At 40.1% G+C, this 16,102-nt stretch carries 19 protein-coding genes; 7 read left to right on the top strand and 12 right to left on the bottom strand.

The window, feature by feature from the left end; translation table 11 throughout:
• Positions 1-49 precede the first annotated feature (49 nt).
• From AAHB12_RS14625 to AAHB12_RS14600, 6 genes are all read right to left on the bottom strand, one after another.
• Entirely contained in the window at positions 50-541 is a 492-nt protein-coding gene (locus AAHB12_RS14625; RefSeq protein WP_129728096.1) for a YpuI family protein, read from the bottom strand.
• A 35-nt stretch (positions 542-576) separates the two neighbouring features.
• Positions 577-984 (bottom strand): hypothetical protein, encoded by a 408-nt coding sequence (locus tag AAHB12_RS14620; protein WP_342045758.1) that lies wholly within the window; start codon positions 982-984, stop codon positions 577-579.
• A 232-nt stretch (positions 985-1,216) separates the two neighbouring features.
• A complete protein-coding gene (locus tag AAHB12_RS14615) occupies positions 1,217-1,999 on the bottom strand; it encodes a hypothetical protein (RefSeq protein WP_342045757.1) in 783 nt (260 codons plus the stop codon).
• A 75-nt stretch (positions 2,000-2,074) separates the two neighbouring features.
• Positions 2,075-2,848, bottom strand: coding sequence for an IucA/IucC family C-terminal-domain containing protein (locus AAHB12_RS14610; protein WP_165350764.1), 774 nt, complete (start codon positions 2,846-2,848; stop codon positions 2,075-2,077).
• A 209-nt stretch (positions 2,849-3,057) separates the two neighbouring features.
• A complete protein-coding gene (locus AAHB12_RS14605; protein WP_165350763.1) occupies positions 3,058-3,198 on the bottom strand; it encodes a hypothetical protein in 141 nt (46 codons plus the stop codon).
• Between the two features lie 113 nt (positions 3,199-3,311).
• The gene (locus AAHB12_RS14600; protein WP_129728092.1) at positions 3,312-3,497 is read right to left on the bottom strand and encodes a hypothetical protein; all 186 of its coding nucleotides are present in this window, start codon (positions 3,495-3,497) and stop codon (positions 3,312-3,314) included.
• A gap of 190 nt (positions 3,498-3,687) precedes the next feature.
• Between AAHB12_RS14600 and deoD the strand changes: the two genes are divergently transcribed.
• The 3 genes from deoD (at position 3,688) to AAHB12_RS14585 (ending at position 7,449) form a co-directional block, all read left to right on the top strand.
• On the top strand, positions 3,688-4,395 hold the full coding sequence (gene deoD / locus AAHB12_RS14595) for a purine-nucleoside phosphorylase (RefSeq protein ID WP_342045756.1): 708 nt from the start codon (positions 3,688-3,690) through the stop codon (positions 4,393-4,395).
• Positions 4,396-4,861: 466 nt separating this feature from the next.
• A complete protein-coding gene (locus AAHB12_RS14590) occupies positions 4,862-6,673 on the top strand; it encodes a sensor histidine kinase (RefSeq protein ID WP_342045755.1) in 1,812 nt (603 codons plus the stop codon).
• Positions 6,674-6,918: 245 nt separating this feature from the next.
• A complete protein-coding gene (locus AAHB12_RS14585) occupies positions 6,919-7,449 on the top strand; it encodes a tyrosine-type recombinase/integrase (protein WP_342045754.1) in 531 nt (176 codons plus the stop codon).
• A 201-nt stretch (positions 7,450-7,650) separates the two neighbouring features.
• Here AAHB12_RS14585 and AAHB12_RS14580 read toward each other — a convergent pair whose 3' ends face one another.
• Positions 7,651-7,875, bottom strand: a complete 225-nt coding sequence (locus AAHB12_RS14580; RefSeq protein ID WP_342045753.1) for a hypothetical protein — start codon at positions 7,873-7,875, stop codon at positions 7,651-7,653.
• A 168-nt stretch (positions 7,876-8,043) separates the two neighbouring features.
• A complete protein-coding gene (locus AAHB12_RS14575; RefSeq protein WP_129728087.1) occupies positions 8,044-8,892 on the bottom strand; it encodes a DUF72 domain-containing protein in 849 nt (282 codons plus the stop codon).
• A gap of 255 nt (positions 8,893-9,147) precedes the next feature.
• On the opposite strand from AAHB12_RS14575, the gene AAHB12_RS14570 reads away from it, so the two are divergent.
• Together AAHB12_RS14570 and AAHB12_RS14565 are read left to right on the top strand one after the other, a co-directional pair.
• Positions 9,148-9,768, top strand: coding sequence for a DUF47 domain-containing protein (locus AAHB12_RS14570; protein WP_129728086.1), 621 nt, complete (start codon positions 9,148-9,150; stop codon positions 9,766-9,768).
• Between the two features lie 17 nt (positions 9,769-9,785).
• Positions 9,786-10,784 (top strand): inorganic phosphate transporter, encoded by a 999-nt coding sequence (locus tag AAHB12_RS14565; RefSeq protein WP_129728085.1) that lies wholly within the window; start codon positions 9,786-9,788, stop codon positions 10,782-10,784.
• 12 nt (positions 10,785-10,796) lie between these two features.
• On the opposite strand, the gene AAHB12_RS14560 is transcribed toward AAHB12_RS14565, so the two are convergent.
• A complete protein-coding gene (locus tag AAHB12_RS14560) occupies positions 10,797-11,561 on the bottom strand; it encodes a MurR/RpiR family transcriptional regulator (protein WP_165350762.1) in 765 nt (254 codons plus the stop codon).
• Positions 11,562-12,020: 459 nt separating this feature from the next.
• Here AAHB12_RS14560 and AAHB12_RS14555 point away from each other — a divergent pair, with 459 nt between their 5' ends.
• Positions 12,021-12,839 carry a sulfite exporter TauE/SafE family protein gene (locus AAHB12_RS14555; RefSeq protein ID WP_342045752.1) on the top strand — a complete coding sequence of 273 codons (819 nt, stop codon included), beginning with the start codon at positions 12,021-12,023 and terminating at the stop codon, positions 12,837-12,839.
• 504 nt (positions 12,840-13,343) lie between these two features.
• Here the strand turns inward: AAHB12_RS14555 and AAHB12_RS14550 are convergent.
• Together AAHB12_RS14550 and AAHB12_RS14545 are read right to left on the bottom strand one after the other, a co-directional pair.
• A complete protein-coding gene (locus tag AAHB12_RS14550) occupies positions 13,344-13,568 on the bottom strand; it encodes a hypothetical protein (protein ID WP_129728082.1) in 225 nt (74 codons plus the stop codon).
• A gap of 393 nt (positions 13,569-13,961) precedes the next feature.
• Positions 13,962-14,486 (bottom strand): hypothetical protein, encoded by a 525-nt coding sequence (locus tag AAHB12_RS14545; RefSeq protein WP_129728081.1) that lies wholly within the window; start codon positions 14,484-14,486, stop codon positions 13,962-13,964.
• Between the two features lie 625 nt (positions 14,487-15,111).
• Between AAHB12_RS14545 and AAHB12_RS14540 the strand changes: the two genes are divergently transcribed.
• On the top strand, positions 15,112-15,318 hold the full coding sequence (locus AAHB12_RS14540) for a hypothetical protein (RefSeq protein WP_129729105.1): 207 nt from the start codon (positions 15,112-15,114) through the stop codon (positions 15,316-15,318).
• Positions 15,319-15,669: 351 nt separating this feature from the next.
• Here AAHB12_RS14540 and AAHB12_RS14535 read toward each other — a convergent pair whose 3' ends face one another.
• Positions 15,670-15,879, bottom strand: coding sequence for a hypothetical protein (locus tag AAHB12_RS14535; protein ID WP_129729106.1), 210 nt, complete (start codon positions 15,877-15,879; stop codon positions 15,670-15,672).
• Positions 15,880-16,102: the final 223 nt, after the last annotated feature.

Here is a 16,102-nt window from a genome sequence, read left to right as displayed (position 1 = left end):
CGCGGCTGCACTGTGCTAAAGTTGATGGCGATGGCGTATTCGGCTGCTTTTACTGCGACTGAATCATTTTCGTTTGATAATCTGTTTCGTAGTATTCCAGCTCCTCACGCATCACTTGGAATTTACCTTCAAGTGATTTCATAAGCTGCTGTACGGAAAGAGGTGGTGTCATAGTAAATGCAATGGCATTTTTTCCCGTATAAGCAGAACGACTATTTTCATACCAATAATCGTTTTTAGGTGTAAAAAACTCACATATGACCTGATGATAAATTTTGTAGAGCATGCGCTCCGCTGCTCCTTTACGAAACGGAGTGCTTTTGACTAGAACGCGGCACGCATCTAAACCCTCCTCGCAAAAAACAAGTAAGCGGCGCATCCCGGCAAGAAGCCCTTCGTAGTATTCCTTATTTCCATTCTCGGACTCTTCAAGCAAGGATATAATCGTGTGATGATTCATGTACTCTGTCATAACAGAAACCACATCCTGTAAAAAGGCTTCTACTTGCTTTGTTTGATTTTCCACTACAGAATTGGACATGCTATATTCCCCCTCTTCATTCTTGTACTTTATGTTTATGCTGTTTTGTTTTCTTCCTTTACTAGGACGCTGCCATTTTTACGGCACTCGGCAGCAATTTCTTTTAATCTTTCAACAGCGTGTACCTCGAAGTACGGGGCAAGTTCTTCAGTTGTATTAATATACACACGTTTTCGAGAGATCATCTCCGGGTCATGCAGTAAACAGGCAAGTGCAGCGATGTCCTTAAATGCTATATCTTCGTTTTCGATTTGAAATACTGGATTTCCTGCAAACGGTGTAAATTGTTGCAGCTGCTCCTCGAAATAACGAACGTATAGGACATGTAGCGTCCGTTCTTCTCCATTAGTTATGTAGGTTACTTCTGAACGATTAAAATAATCCTCGGATGTATTCGGTTGCGCTTTCGTCAGCTCGTATCCGCTGAATTGTTTTATAATCATCGTCTCACCCCTCTTTTGCTCTCCTACTTGTATCTTACCATAAATGTTTTCTTGATCTTCCAAAATATTTCAGAAAATACAAAAAAGAAAGCAGTCTGTTTACTGCATAGCTCTGTCATGTTAAAACAAAAGAAGACAAATTCCTACAGCAGCATCTGTCTTCTCTTGCATTTACTATATTCCGTTCCTTGACATGTAAGTATTTAGTTCTTCAATAGCTCTTATATAGCTTCTAGTTTTTACTCCCGACCTGTACAACAAAATCCCGATGATATTCCCTGCCATTTACATAGAAGGTCCCCCACATTTTATACAATCCTTCCTCAGGAAATGTAACAGCCAGTGAGAGTTCCTTCTTCCCCTCTTGGTCCTGCGCCACGGTGTGTACAAGTGAACGTTTTGATTCATTTACAAACAGAAAGGAAGGTAACTCTCCACTTTCCGAACGAAAGCGCAGCCTTCCTCCCTTATCTGGGAATTGAAAGGTTAACGTTTCCATTTTTCCCACTCGCAGTGCATTAAACACAAGAGATGTTTTATATGGTCCGATTTCTGTTGTTAACAAGGAATCCGGAACTAAACTCTGCTGTTTCTCGCTATCTTGGCCAATTGTTATCCTTGTATTTGCAAAGGATTGCCGCATATTTTTGTTTTTTTCGTACAAAAAGACAGCATATTCCCCCTTTTGCTTAAAAATATGGGTAAACATAAACGCTCCTTTTCCGAGAAAGGAAGGTTGAATTTCTATATACTCCTTCATATCCGGCGGTACAATTACAGCTCGTATTTCATTTTGTTTTTCGTCATTCAAGCCTCGAAGGCCCTTCCCCTTGTCATCTTGAATAATAAAAGAAACCTTTGTTTTTTTGCCAATAGCCGCTGTTTCAACCTCCCATTTCACCCCACTCTTCATCAGAGAAACTGTACGTTCTGTTCCACTTCCTTGCTTATGTACGTATGCCGCAACAAGAAGAACAAGAAATAAAACCGTCATTCCAAGCGTTATGTTTCTCATGCGCTATCACCCGACTGTTTTTCTTCTATTGTAACATTATTCCGTTTTTTTCCAAATAAAAAGGCATAAAATCTATTATGCCTTTTTAGATAATGCATGTATTTTTTCAAGACGCTCTTGCTCCGATAAACGTGGACAGGTATAGCAAGGCCCCTTGCTAGTTTCTGTCTTATAGTTCAGACAGCACGTTTTTCGGACAAGTACCGGCTTGTCTTCTATAGGATGTTTCATGCAAGAAAATGACACACACAGCGGATTTTGGTCACGTGCTCCGAACCACTTTGCAGGCAGCTTCTGCAGGTAAGCAAAATCAGCTATAATTCGCTCTTGTATCAATGGATCCGTTTCTTCGCGAATCCATCTCTCGTACATAACATGAATATAATACGCGATATGCGACCACATCACAGAAGCTGAGAACCCTGTCTCACGTTCGAGCGACGCAATCATGACAGAAAGGTGCTCTTGGAATAACTCTTGCAGCAATTGCTCTCGCCACGCATCACGACTTTGTTTGCTTCGCTTCGTAAATAACATTGGGGCGTACGTAAAAATATAAGTAGCTGAACAGGAGAATGACATTTGTGAGAGTGACAGCCGCGTCTCCGCATTCCGGCAACTCATAGCCTCTAGCACAGCTATGTACACATTATATCGTTTTATAAACAACGAAGCTGCTGTTTTTTTATCAGGAGTACGGAACATGCTTTGTATTGTTTGTAAAGAAGCCTCAAGCCCTTTCCCATCAATCAGCTGTTTGCCCCCCAGATGAACGCTTGCAGCCTCCATAGTACGAATGCGATACTTATTCCACAACTCCTCCATAATAACCCCTTCTCTTCCGTTCATATTTTCTTCCATCCTACCAACAATGATAATCATTGTCAATTGAAAAGTTAAAGAAAACTCGCCGATTGGCGAGATCTGTTTTTGGGCGAAGGCAGAGACGTGGTTACCCTTATACTGTATTCCTAAAATTTCTTGTTTCGCCAAATTCGCTTCTAGTTGGAAATCTATACTTTTCCATAGTGTAAGAAGAAGCAAGGCTGCCCTTTCTTTTAACGCTTCTCCTCCTCATAGGCGACAAGAGCAACTTTCTTTCCTAATTTTTGCTCGAAGTCCTCTTCAATTTGCTTTAAACGCATATGCATATCATCAGTAATATGTGCGACTGTAAAGTTTGATGGCTGTTTCTTCATGTTTCATCCTCCATTATCACTAGATTATTGGTTGTGTAATAAGTCTACTCTTGCTTTTGTCCAGCTGTCTCTCATCCAATTCGCTCATCAAAAGAAAATGCACCTAACGTTTCTTATGCAATTTCCGCAGTTACACTAACGGTTCCGTTTGGACTAATGTCAGCCTTTTCTATTGAAACCCTCTCTTTCCTCACATGATTGACGGTTTCAATGCTTTCCTTGCCACCTTCACCACCTGTCCCCTCTTTTTGCAGATGATACATTCCGATGACAAAAGATGATAAAGCATGAGCTGGCATAAAACTTCGTCATCCTGCTACTAGTCTGCTCGATTCCACTCATTTATATGAAAGGGTTCACCAAAGTTTGATTTCTGCAGCAGACGTGCATACTACAATTGTTCAAGCAGCTTCATCCACAGCTTTCTTATCGTTTTCTTTCCCACACTATTGTATAATTTGGATTACATATATTTAGGGGGGACAATTCATGAGCATTCATATCGAGGCCAAGCAAGGTGAGATTGCAGAAACGATTTTGCTTCCTGGTGATCCGTTACGCGCCAAATATATTGCAGAGACATTTTTAGAGGATGCAGCGTGTTATAACAATGTACGCGGTATGTTCGGCTTTACAGGAACTTATAAAGGAAAGCGTGTATCTGTTCAAGGCACGGGAATGGGGATTCCTTCTATCTCTATCTATGTGAACGAACTCATTCAAAGCTACGGTGTAAAGAATTTGATTCGTGTTGGTACATGCGGCGGTATTCAAAAGGATGTAAAGGTGAGAGATGTTATTCTTGCTATGACATCGTGTACAGATTCTAGCATCAATCGCTTAACTTTCCCCGGCTTTGATTTTTCGCCATGCGCCAACTTTGATTTATTAAGAAAAGCGTACGAAGCAGGCATTGGAAAAGGATTATATGTACGTGTCGGAAACGTACTAACAGCCGATATATTTTATCGCGAAAGCATGGATATAGTAAAAAAACTGGGTGATTATGGTGTATTAGCTGTCGAAATGGAAACAACAGCATTATACACATTAGCAGCAAAGTATGGTGTGAACGCACTATCTGTATTAACAGTAAGTGACCATATTTTTACCGGTGAAGAAACAACAGCTGAAGAGCGGCAGACAACATTTAACGATATGATTACAATTGCACTTGAGGCGGCCTCACAATTGTAAAGCAGTGGGGGAGGTCTTTTCCGAAAAAACGGAGCTTGTCGTTGCAACGACAAGCTCCGTTTTTTTACACTTTAAGAAAGTATAAATTTCTAGCAGGAAGACAATTCAATGTAGTGAGAAATTTTAAGAACAAAGTATAAGGGCAACTATGCCTCTGTCTTCGCCCAAGGATAGGGCTCGCCAATCGGCGAGTTTTCTTTACACTGTAAGAAAGTATAAATTCCCAGCTGGAAGTTCATTCGACGTAGTGGGGAACTTTAGGAATACAGTATAAGGGCAACTACGCCTCTGTCTTCGCCCAAGGGCAGGGCTCGCCAATCGGCGAGTTTTCTTTAATATACCTCAGAACAAGAAGCACAAACGCTGAATAATAACAAACATTAGGATAAACTTCTGATTTTTCCATCCGTCTGTTCATCCGTTTGCTATAATGAAGCAAATAATTAAGGCAACTTAGGGGGCAGACATGAAGCGAGAAAGCGTTGTTTGGAAGCTATTTTTATTAACAGTGGGATTGTTCACCATTACATTTCTTTTCTTTTTTCTCGGACAATCCCTTTTTTTAGAAAAGTTTTATATACAGAAAAAAACTGATCGTGTGCAACAAGCGTTTAAGGAATTTGTCACTGACTATGAACATAGCAGGAAAGATTTTACTACAGTCAAGCAGCTTAAGCAAAGATTTTACGAGCAAACGAACGCACAGCTGCTCTTGCTCGATCGAAATGGCATCGTACAGGACGAGAATTACTATTATATGGAAATAAAAGAACTTAACACAAACAAAACATTTTATATTCCATTAAACACCATTCTAAACGGAGAAGCCTATTCGTCATTTATGAACCTCTCCCTCCAAGAACGTGACCATGTATTTATAAAAGGGATTTTAAAGGATAATGTAATTATACCTGTAACAATACAGACAAAAAATCAAAAATGGCGGAGCGACAGTGTCATTGAAGATTTGAAAGCCTTTGGCATTCAGTGGGATATGATTAAGGATGAACTTGACTCTCATCAATTTATGATTGACACCGAAGGATATATTACAAAGCTGCACCTTCCTTTGAAAGCTGACTTACATTTTATTAGTAATGTGGATTCACTCATGCAGGCGGTACAAAGTTGGGAACTTGCGGTGCGTCTCGGGGAAGCAGACCAACGAAAGCTGACTACGTACTCGTTTCAGGAAAATGAAGAGGTTCGGAATCAAGTGTTTGTAAAGCCTATTATGCAAAACGGAAAGATTCAAGCATTTGCCTTTGCGATGACATCGCTCCAGCCCGTTGATGAAGCGATGAATGTACTAAAGCATTATTATTTGTATGCCTTTATCTTTGTATTTTTCATCATTATTCTGCTGTCATTCTATTTTTCTAAAATGATTGCACGCCCTCTCTTAGAAATTCACAATGTAACAAAAAAAATGGCAAACCTCGATTTCAGCCAAAAGCTTCCCGTTATATCTCATGATGAAATTGGAAGCCTATCCAAGAGTATTAATACGCTTTCTGTTAATTTAAAGGACCGTATTGAGAAGCTCCGGATTACTAATGAACAGCTCAAAGAGGAAGTAAAAAAGGAGCGGCAGCTTGAGCGAACACGCAAAGAGTTTATCTCGGGTATTTCCCATGAACTAAAAACCCCACTTAGCGTGATTCGTAGCTTTGCAGAAGGAATTAAAGACAAAATAAGTTCAGATACAGACTATTATACGGATGTCATCTTAGAGGAAGTCGACAACATGAATACGCTAATTTTGGAGATGTTGGAGCTTGCGAAGCTCGAATCCGGGACGTATAAGCTGAAAATGACTCCCTTTTCTATCGGCGATTTATTGAGCCAAGTACACGCAAAGCTTTCGTTTAACATAGAAAACAAACATCTGCATGTGCAGCTTGAAGCAGACCGAACTCTTATCGTACAAGCAAATCGAAATAAAATAGAACAGGTGGTAGTCAATTTACTAAGTAATGCAATTCGCCACACTCCTACCGGACAATGTATTACACTTGGTGCATATGATTACGGCTCCGAAGTAAAGGTTATTATCCATAATACCGGTGAGCCGATTCCAGAGGATAGTTTAGAGAGGATATGGGATAGGTTCTATCGTATTGATGCATCCCGAAGCCGGCATACAGGAGGAACTGGACTCGGGCTGTCAATTACTAAACATATATTAGAACTGCACAAAGCTCCCTTCGGTGTACAAAATTCAGAAGACGGAGTCACCTTTTATTTCCAGCTACAGAAACCTGAACACGGATCTTGACAATTTTCCTATATTCTATAAAAAGTTCACACGAAATACACATCTTCTCGTTATATTAGAGAAAACTCGCCGATTGGCAAGCCCCGCCCTTGGGCGAGGACAGAGGCGTAGTTGCTCTTACACTGTATCCTTAAAATTTCCCACTACGTCGAATGACTTCTAGCTGGAAATTATACTTTCCTACAGTGTGAAAATCAGGGATTCTTCCCTCTTCGTTTACTTGTTCCATGAGGAAGGTGTCATACGTGAAACAAATGGGTCAACCGATTCAAGATCAACAGCAATTGCATCACATAAAGCAAATCCTTTTACAATCGTCCAGACGCGATGCTTTGCTGTTTATTTTAGCTGTAAACTCCGGATTAAAAGTAAGTGAGCTTCTGCAGCTAAAAGTAGCAGACGTAATGGATGAAAGGGGACATGTACGTAACTCTATTTTATTTCAAAATGATAGAACGACAAAACATAAATGGTTCTCAATTAACTCCGAGCTGCAAGAAGCTATCTCAGCTTATATAACAGAGCGACAGAATTCTAAGCCGAGTGAGCCGCTCCTAAAGTCACAAAAAGGAACAAGACCGATTACCCGGCAGCATGCATGGTTTATCCTGAATAAAGCAGCAAAAGAAGCCGGGTTAGAGGGTATAAGTTCCCATACGTTGCGAAAAACATGGGGCTATTGCGCCTATAAAGCAGGTGTAGATATTGCTTTTTTACAGCACTTTTTTAATCATAGTACACCTGCAAAAACATTAAAATATCTTGGCATTGCTTAAAAAAACGCTCCGGTTGACGAGCCGTTAGGTGACGTCAGGAACGTAGCTGCACTTACAGTTTGTTCTAAAGTTTTCTGCTGCGCCGAATTAGCTTCTATCTGGAGATTTATACCTTACGTTGTAAAGAAGCGGCTTTGCCGTTACTGCTGCAAACCGATATTTTTAACTATACTTTCGTCATTCTTTTGAATAAAGAGCAGTTCACTGCTCTTTATTTTTTTTGATTGGACATACTAATGAAACTACACCGTTCCCCTCCCTCTCAAGCTGCCTCATCACACTGACCACAAGCTTACGATCATCACGAGTATCCTCAATAATCCCTTTTCTCAGCAGATGCTCATACAAGCTTGCGAACGTAAGGCTGTCTCTTGCCTCATGTAAGGCATGAAGCATCTCATGATAAATCTGTTCCTGCTGTCTCAACGCATCTCCCTCCGTTTTCCATAAATCTGTTGACATTTTAATTGATAATGGTTATCATTATTAACAAGAAGCTTAAATGGGGTTCACCCCCTATATGTATATGAGAAAAACGCTGCGCATCCCCCCTGTTTGTACAGCGTTTTTCTTCTTTCTCCACTTCCTTCTCCCTCAATCAAATAAACGCATTTGCTCTGAATCCTTCTGTGGCTCCTCCACCCCTAACAGCTTCATCAGCTGTTTCGCATTATCAGCAGCATCACCGCCAGAGTTATTATTAAATAAAACATAGATTTGCTTCGTCTGTTCTTGTAGCCATCGCAGTCTCTCTGCCCATTCTAATAACTCCTCCTGATTGTAGCGGTATAAACAGCGGACTGCCCTCCAATTTGGCAAACCTGTATTGCTCCAGCCATGAATGTTACGTCCGTGCAGACGAATAAGCGCTGCCTCACGACTAGTCGCTTGCAAAACAACTGGTACGGAACCGACTCCCGCTTGGGGTTCATCACAAATCGTATGAATCCACTTCCCTTGCTCTAAAAATGCAAGCGTTCTGTCACACATTTGCGGCTCAAACCAGGATTGATTCCGAAACTCAATGGAGCATGGAATGTCATTCATACGCTCCTTCGTATAACGCAGCAACTCTACATGCTTCTTCTGACAATCAAACCAAGGCGGGTATTGAAATAACACCATGCGTAGTTTTCCTGCTTCCTGCAGCGGCACAATGGACTGTTTAAAGACTGTAAACATCTCTTCTGCGTCTGTAAATGGAATGTCCCCTCGCATATGCCCTGTCATCCCTTGATATGCCTTAACTACAAATGAAAAATCAGCTGGTGTTTCTTCAATCCACTTATGATAATTGCGAGTCGGCTGCATCGCGTAAAAGGAGCTATCTACCTCGACAACCGAAAAATGACGACTGTACGTACGCAGCTTTTGCTTTGCTGCTTGTTTGTCAGAATATAAAGATTCGTGGTCGCCCCAGCCAGTTAATCCTATTGAAATCATAGCAAAACAATCCTTTTCAGCATTTTCTTTATCTTACCAAACAAAGGTACTATTTCATACTTCTATCTAAATTGTGCATACTATACAATAAGTTTCAAGGTTTTGTAAATTCATCATGTACTTTAATAACTAAACAACAGCAACAATGTTAAGAGTTTGTAAAAATTACGATAAAATGTTTTAGTTTTCGACATTTTTCTGATACAATCCGAGTTGTGTGTGTCTTATATATTACTTTTGGTGGAGGTAACAAGGATGGTTTTCAAAGCAAAGAAAGATAAGTTTTCTGAGATGCTTTCAAATATTTCAGAAACCATAAAAGAGAGTGCACAATTTCTAGCCGATCACGAAATTAAAAACGCAAGTGATTTAAAGGAATTATCCATTCGTATGAAGGAGTATGAAACAAAAGGCGACTCTTATATGCATGAGCTGATTATGGAATTAAACAAAGCATTTATTACACCCATTGAACGTGAAGATATTTTACAGTTGGCAATGAGTATGGACGATGTATTAGATGGTCTAGAACACTCAGCTGCTTTATTTGATATGTACTCCATCACACAAGCGGATGAATACATACAAAAATTTGTAAACGAAATTCATGCCTGTGCAAATGAAATCGCAACTGCGATTGAACTTCTATCTAACAAAAAATTGCTCGATATTCGCACAAATGCGATTAAAATCAAGGACCATGAGTCCACTTGTGATGACATTTTAAGACATTCCATTAAGCATTTGTTCTCAAGAGAAAAGGACCCAATTAAAATTATTCAATACAAAGAAATCTACGAGAATCTTGAAGAAATTGCTGACAGCTGTCAAGGTGTGGCAAATGTATTAGAAACAATTATTATGAAAAACGCATAAGGGGTAATGGCATAACAATGGATACATTTTTAATTTTAACTATTTTAGTTGTCATTGGTGCGTTAGCCTTTGATTTCATCAACGGCTTTCATGATACAGCAAATGCGATTGCCACTGCCGTTTCTACAAAAGCATTAAAGCCGCGACAGGCGATTATACTAGCAGCTGCGATGAACTTCCTCGGTGCCATGACGTTCACAGGTGTGGCAAAAACGATTACAAAGGATATTGTCGATCCATTTAAGCTGGAAAACGGGTCAGTGGTAATACTAGCTGCCTTAATTGCAGCCATTGCATGGAACTTAATCACATGGTACTACGGTATTCCAAGCAGCTCCTCCCATGCCATCATCGGCTCGATCGCAGGTGCAGCCATTGCTGCCGCAGGATTTGGAGCGCTTAATTATCAAGGATTTCTAAAAATTATTGAATCCCTTATTATTTCCCCGGTTCTTGCATTTATAGCTGGATATATTGTGTACTCAATTTTCAAGCTTATTTTTAAGAACTACAACTTAGCAAAAACAAATAAAGGCTTCCGGATTTTCCAAATTTTCACGGCAGCTTTACAATCTTATACCCATGGTACGAATGACGCCCAAAAGGCAATGGGGATTATTACAATGGCTCTAATTTCCAATAACTATCTTACCACAACAGATATCCCAATCTGGGTACAGATTTCCTGTGCAATTGCTATGGGTCTCGGTACATCAATTGGCGGTTGGAAAATTATCAAAACCGTTGGCGGTCGTATTATGAAGATTCGCCCTGTAAACGGCGCTGCCGCAGACTTAACATCAGCTGCTATCATTTTTGGGGCTACGTATATTCACTTACCGGTAAGTACAACCCACGTAATTACATCCTCTATTTTAGGGGTAGGTTCTGCTCACCGTGTAAAAGGTGTAAAATGGGGAACAGCGCAGCGCATGTTAATTACATGGTTCATTACCTTGCCTATTTCCGCTTCACTCGCAGCTATTATGTACTTACTATTAAATTTAATTTTCTAACAAGAAAAAGAATCATCCATTATCGGATGATTCTTTTTCTTGTAGAGCAATTCCCTCACATAAACAATCCGCAATAAATAATTGAGAGAGCTTGGCGCCAGCAAACGTTTCTGCGCCAGTTGTGAATAGCACATAATCTGCAGCTTGTGTAACGACAGAATCGGCATAGTGTGTAATAGCAAGAATAATAGCCCCATTCCGTTTTGCTTCCTGCAACGCCTGTGCCATCTCTGTTTCGTTTCCAGTAATTGAGATAGCGATGACGACATCCCCTTCTGTCAACGCTCCTGCAGTCATTCTCTGTGCATGGTAATCGGTTGCTGCATCAGCATGCTTGCGCGCCATCCAAAATCGGTATTTCATATCAACAGCGGTAACTCCCGATAATCCTGTCCCAAATATATGTACAGAGCGGGCACGAAACAAAGCATTCACCGCTGCAGTTAAAACTTCACGATTTAAAAAGCGGGAACTATCCTCGAGACTTTCCGCATAGCCGTGTAATAATCTTTGTATCACATCTGACTTCTCTTCCCCTCCATGCCCAGCTTCATCGGATGGCTCTTTTGCTAACGTAAGCTTAAATTCCTGATATCCCTTATACCCAAGTTTTCGGCAAAAACGTAGTATTGTCGCCTCTCCCACATCCGCAGCCTCAGCAAGCTCTGTCACTGAAAAATAAATAGTTTGTTTCCCATGTTGCAGGATTGCATTTGCAACCTTTTGTTCTGATTTCGTAAAAGAAGGATATAAAGTGTGAATTTTATTTTTTATCATGACCTTACCCTCATCCATGTTCCTGTTCGCTGCTACTAAAAACATAAACAAATCAAACCGTTAGATCATTTCCTGCTTCTACGAATTCGATTTCACCACTTGCACGCTAATCGTTCGTGAAGTTTTTAAATGATGCCTCTATGCTTTTGTATGTTTTTATAGCAGGATTCACCACCTTTCTTTTTAGAATCCTATTTCCATCTTAAATTTCTTTGCTGCCGCCTCAGCTATATTGCTAATTTGCTGATCTAATTAGGTTCCGTTTGAATATTGAAACACCGAATGGTTGCTGCAAACTGTTTCACTTCTACATCCACCAAATTTCAGCATTTATGTTGATTTGAGAACAGGAAAATTATAACAAGTTACAACACAACATGCACTGAAAATCCTTTCCTCTCTTACACTAAATAAAGTGTATACTAATTTTATACCCCATACATAGAGGAGCTGTGTACCTTGGAATATATCATATTACTTATTGTTGGATTTATTGCAGGCACAATTGGGAGCCTTGTGGGCCTAGGTGGCGGGATTGTGATTGTTCCCTTGCTTACCGGCCTAGGAGCTTTATTGCACCTTCCCAATGTGTCCCCACAACTTGCAGTAGGCACATCTATCGTGACAGTCGTATTTACAGGACTGTCCTCTACACTGAGCTATATGAAGCACAAGCGTGTAGATTATAAAAGCGGACTGCTGTTTTTTCTAGGAAGCGGACCTGGAAGCATGGTTGGCTCATGGGCAAACCAATTTTTTAATCAGGATTCCTTCTCGCTGTACTTTGGAATATTTATGATTGCAGTTTCTGTTTTATTGATGCTAAAGGAAAAATTGAAGTCTGTTCCATTCTCAAAAAAACGCGCCATTACGAGAAGCTTTATCACAGAAGAAGGGAAAACAGTGCAATACGGCTTTCACCCTGCCACGGCTGTTATTCTTTCCTTTCTCATCGGCTGTATATCCGGTTTATTTGGGGTCGGGGGCGGCTCGCTGCTCGTGCCCGCAATGCTGCTTTTATTTGCATTTCCTCCTCATATTGCAGTCGCGACATCCATGCTCGTCGTTTTTCTATCATCGGTAACAGGATCTATTACCCATATCCTGCTCGGAAATGTCATTTGGCTATATGCACTTCTCCTCGTTCCAGGAGCTTGGGCAGGAGGGAGATTTGGTGCCTATATCAATATGAAATTAAGCGGAAAAACAATCATAAACATCTTGCGGGCTGTGCTCATTATGATTGGAGCACGCATGATTTATCAATCCCTTTTTTGAACACTCCCACCTACTCGCTACGCTAACGCTTCATTCCCGCAAGGAGACTTCTTTTAGTCAAAGGCCGGAGTGTTCTCGCCGATTGGCAAGCCCTGTCCCCCTGGGCGCAGACAAAGGCGTAGTGGCACTGATACTGTATTTCTAAAACTTCTCGCTACGTCGAGTTGTTTTCCAGCTAGAAATTTCTACTTTCTTAAAGTGTAAAAAAGCGAAAAGACGCGTCAGTCGTGCGTCTTTTCTTTAGAAAATATAGTATTTATAGGTCTGAGAGTATGTTCCACTGCCACATATCTACTCATTGCAAAGGAGCCAACCAGTTTAGAAAACAAAAGTGCTCTGTCTATCAGAAATCGTCTACTAGCCAAAAACACGGCTTGTCCACTATTCTCATATGGCTAATAAGATATAGAGTCAAACCACTTTGTAAGCAAGCTGGTTTTCTGTCTTGTAAGAATAATAGAGAATGCTCATCCAAAAATGATACCGGCAATTACGAATCTGCTTTTAATGAAGCAGCTGCCATCCCATTAGATCATGGTGTACCTGCCGTGCCCGTTTGTCGTTACGGTCATACAATTCGCCATAGCTGTCCGTATCCTGATCATATGCCATCGTATAGATAACACGACCGTCTATCTCTACCGATAAAACAACGCCGCCCTTCATTTCCTCTACTCGAATAATCGCATCAGCAGGCATTTTAATATCACTCATTTTTTGTTCTAGCATGTTTGTCCCCCTTAGCTCTATTAGGTTCGCATTGCAGTTTTGCTCGCTACCAAGTATAGTAACAAACAGAACAATAAAAATAAAGAAAAACCTTATCAACGGGAGAATTTGTCGTTTTTTTGACACTGCTACAATCTTTTCTTGATAGTAAACCCAAAGATTCCAGGTATATAAACGAAATTCTGATTTATAAGAGTTTATTGCACAGCTTTATCAGCTTACACCGAGAAACAGTAAACTAGCTGCTGCGTAAGCAGAAAAAAGCTAACAAAGAAGCCTAAGCCCTTTGCTAGCTTTTTAGCACTGTATACCTAAAATTTCCAGAAAACAACCATTCGATGTATCCGGAAATTTTAGGTATACAGTGTATTTATCTGCAGGACAAGCATGCTTTTACTGTGAAGCCGATTGGATTGCCCCTTCTACTATTTTTACGTTTTCCTGCTTCTCGAACTCTGTATAATGCCAGATATTCGTTTCAAGGCTGTATTGGTTCACCAAAATATCTAAATCATGGTAAATACGATGACCGTATATAACAAGCTGTATATTGCTTTTATCTACTCCTAACTTAAGCGCTTCATAGGCGCGTGTTGTATCGTTCTTTAGCTTTGTATCTCGCAGCAAAGTAGGGAATTCCTTTAATGCGGGCTCCTGCTCTTGAAACCATTGCTTCAGATTCTTCCAATCTCCCTCTGTATACGAATCAGCTTTTCCAAAATTCAAGAATGCATTTAAGCTTTCATGTGTAGTTCGAATGAACTGCAGCGACGACTCCTTCTCATCCACTGTTTGCGAATGTAAAGTACCTGCCGCACTAAGAGAGCGGTTTCCATAATATATAAACAGCTCCTTTAATGCAACGTATCCTATCGCCATACAAGCTAAAACCCCTAGCGTAATCATCAGTCGTTTCATCGTATCAACTCCTACCCACGTCCCCTTCTAATTTCTCATGCAACAAGTATGTACAGCATTCTTCACTACTGTCGATAACAGCTGCTCCAACTAAATATTACATATATTACAAAAAACGGGATATTGTAACATTCGATACAACGAAAAACTTTTCCTTTTAAAATTGTTCCTGTAATTTCGACATTTTTTCCAAATCACCCTTATAATTTATCCATTTTCAACCAACAATAAATATGAAACTGTATGTAAGGAGGTTACAACAGCTGCAAATAAGCTGCTGGAAGTTCGCAAAAATGATGAAATATTATTTCAAAAGGAGGTGAAGACTGGTTGCAAAACAACACTAAAAGTGGAAGAATTATACAAAAGCCATTGATAGCTTGTGGATACAGGATGTAGAATAAGATTACCGTTTAACTGGAACATCGTGAAGAAGGTTGCGGTTATCTTTACAGAGATAGGTTACACCTATAATAAGGAACAAGAATATCCCTTATTGACTGAGCGAGAGCGGTCCTCTAGTGTGCGAATCCTGTGAGGCACACGTTTCCGAAAGGAGATGCAAAGCTTGTAAGTTCAATGTTGAATTGTAACTTTTAGTAAGTTTTGTGAACCAGGGATTAGCTTGAGGTTGCATTTAATTGTCATCGGACTTCTTTCATTTTTCGCTTCCATTCTCATTTTCTATGTATTCGGAAGCTTTTTATCGATTGAATGGCTGCAGTACGACATGACTCATCCGCTGCTCTCAGCCGGATTCTGGACGCCGCTTCTATTTGCACTCATCATTGGATTTTTAATAGCTCGAAAGTACAGATCTAGACTACAATAATAAAGAAAACTCGCCGATTGGCGAAGACAGAGGTGCAGTTGCACTTACACTGTATTCTAAAATTCCCGACTATGTCGAACAATTCACAGTTGGAAATTTATACATTCTTACAGTGAAACGGCAAACACGATCGATTCTTTGATCTGATCGTAGAATCATACATACACAATATGTATGATTCTGGAAATTTTAATTCGTACAAATTTTTCTGATTTTCTTCTCATCAAATTTTTGCCTATACACTGGGAAAGATTATTTTGCGGAAGGAAGCAGAGCAGCACCCTAAATGTTAAATATTATGTTTTTCGTTCCAAAAAGAAACCTTACCTGTGAGGTAAGGTTTCTTTTTTTCTATAATCTAGTTCGGCAACATTCCTGATAGCCGCCATTGGCCATCTGTGCCCTTCCGCATTTGACACAAACTACAAAACGAGAGTGCTTTCCAAATATATTTCCTTTGTTGAACAGCAATGCTTCTGATTGCTTTAAAGAACGTGCATATGTAGCATATAAAAATAACGTGACTGTACTCGCGACAAGCAACAAAACTGGCACTAGCATTTCCGTCACCTCTTTAGATTTGGTCTAATCCCCTTTTTGGATTACATACTATATTCTGTAAAGCCACTATATATTCCTTCTATTTATTTTTTAGATATTATTACATGATTAGCCAAAAACATTAAAAATTTGGATATGTACAGTTAGAGCTCTTGCCCGTAGCCAGGTCTAATTTAACGCTGCCTCCACAGAACATAAAAAGAAGCAAATTCTCTGCACATCG

This window comes from Bacillus sp. OTU530 (genome assembly GCF_038440375.1).
The sequence above is the reverse complement of the archived record's forward strand: the minus strand, read 5'-3'. Positions and strand labels throughout refer to the sequence as shown.

What these genes read in the sequence shown, in the direction of transcription:
- AAHB12_RS14615 (WP_342045757.1), bottom strand. Translation starts at nt 1,999, where the DNA reads ATGAGAAACATAACGCTTGGAATGACGGTTTTATTTCTTGTTCTTCTT.
- AAHB12_RS14565 (WP_129728085.1), top strand. Translation starts at nt 9,786, where the DNA reads ATGGATACATTTTTAATTTTAACTATTTTAGTTGTCATTGGTGCGTTA.
- deoD (WP_342045756.1), top strand. Translation starts at nt 3,688, where the DNA reads ATGAGCATTCATATCGAGGCCAAGCAAGGTGAGATTGCAGAAACGATT.
- AAHB12_RS14590 (WP_342045755.1), top strand. Translation starts at nt 4,862, where the DNA reads ATGAAGCGAGAAAGCGTTGTTTGGAAGCTATTTTTATTAACAGTGGGA.
- AAHB12_RS14550 (WP_129728082.1), bottom strand. Translation starts at nt 13,568, where the DNA reads ATGCTAGAACAAAAAATGAGTGATATTAAAATGCCTGCTGATGCGATT.
- AAHB12_RS14535 (WP_129729106.1), bottom strand. Translation starts at nt 15,879, where the DNA reads ATGCTAGTGCCAGTTTTGTTGCTTGTCGCGAGTACAGTCACGTTATTT.
- AAHB12_RS14575 (WP_129728087.1), bottom strand. Translation starts at nt 8,892, where the DNA reads ATGATTTCAATAGGATTAACTGGCTGGGGCGACCACGAATCTTTATAT.
- AAHB12_RS14605 (WP_165350763.1), bottom strand. Translation starts at nt 3,198, where the DNA reads ATGAAGAAACAGCCATCAAACTTTACAGTCGCACATATTACTGATGAT.
- AAHB12_RS14620 (WP_342045758.1), bottom strand. Translation starts at nt 984, where the DNA reads ATGATTATAAAACAATTCAGCGGATACGAGCTGACGAAAGCGCAACCG.
- AAHB12_RS14600 (WP_129728092.1), bottom strand. Translation starts at nt 3,497, where the DNA reads ATGCCAGCTCATGCTTTATCATCTTTTGTCATCGGAATGTATCATCTG.
- AAHB12_RS14560 (WP_165350762.1), bottom strand. Translation starts at nt 11,561, where the DNA reads ATGATAAAAAATAAAATTCACACTTTATATCCTTCTTTTACGAAATCA.
- AAHB12_RS14545 (WP_129728081.1), bottom strand. Translation starts at nt 14,486, where the DNA reads ATGAAACGACTGATGATTACGCTAGGGGTTTTAGCTTGTATGGCGATA.
- AAHB12_RS14610 (WP_165350764.1), bottom strand. Translation starts at nt 2,848, where the DNA reads ATGAACGGAAGAGAAGGGGTTATTATGGAGGAGTTGTGGAATAAGTAT.
- AAHB12_RS14625 (WP_129728096.1), bottom strand. Translation starts at nt 541, where the DNA reads ATGTCCAATTCTGTAGTGGAAAATCAAACAAAGCAAGTAGAAGCCTTT.
- AAHB12_RS14570 (WP_129728086.1), top strand. Translation starts at nt 9,148, where the DNA reads ATGGTTTTCAAAGCAAAGAAAGATAAGTTTTCTGAGATGCTTTCAAAT.